Source organism: Cellulomonas sp. IC4_254, from assembly GCF_011603975.1.
In the GTDB taxonomy this organism is placed as follows: Bacteria; Actinomycetota; Actinomycetes; order Actinomycetales; family Cellulomonadaceae; genus Cellulomonas.
In genome coordinates this window covers 1-736 of record NZ_JAANNB010000398.1, presented here as the reverse complement: position 1 = coordinate 736, position 736 = coordinate 1, and the positions used below count along the sequence as shown (strand labels likewise).

The 736-nt window shown below is 76.2% G+C and carries 1 protein-coding gene; it reads left to right on the top strand.

The features are described from left to right. Positions 1-219: 219 nt before the first annotated feature. Positions 220-736 (top strand): Hpt domain-containing protein (locus G6556_RS19000; RefSeq protein ID WP_205693781.1); only part of this gene is annotated, 517 nt, incomplete at its 3' end.

Here is a 736-nt window from a genome sequence, read left to right as displayed (position 1 = left end):
CCCCGGCGGCGGACCCCGCGCCCGACGAGGACCAGCCCCGCCCCTGACGGGCGCCGGACGCTCCACTCGTCACCGCTGCCGGGCACCCGTCCGGGTGACGCCCGCGCCTTCACCCGGCGAACGAGCCCCGTCGCCCGCCAAAAGCCTCACGCCGCCCCCGCAGCCGCCGATCCTCACCTCAGACGGGTCCGCACCCGGTAGGAGGCAGCAGTGGAGGACATGGACGAGATCGTCCGCGAGTTCCTCGTGGAGAGCCACGAGAACCTCGACCAGCTCGACCAGGACCTGGTGGCCCTGGAGAGCGAACCGGGGTCGCGCGCGCTCATCGCGAGCGTGTTCCGGACGATCCACACGATCAAGGGGACCAGCGGTTTCCTCGCGTTCTCGCGCCTGGAGCGCGTGGCCCACGCGGGGGAGAACCTGCTGGTCGAGCTGCGCGACGGCCGCCGGTCGATGGACCAGGCGACCACCGACGTGCTGCTGCGGCTGGTGGACACGATCCGCGAGATCCTGCGCGCGATCGAGGTCCAGGGCGGCGAGGGCGGGGTCGAGATCGACGCGGTCATCGCCGCGATCGAGGCGATCCAGGCCGTCGAGCCCGGTGCCGAGCCGGCCGAGGCCGCGCCCGCCGCCGAGGCCGCGCCGGTGGCGCCGCCCGTCGCCGACGCCGCGCCGGTCGCCGAGCCCGCCGCGCCCGCGCCGGTCGCCGGGCCGGAGCCCGCGCCGGTGGCCCCCG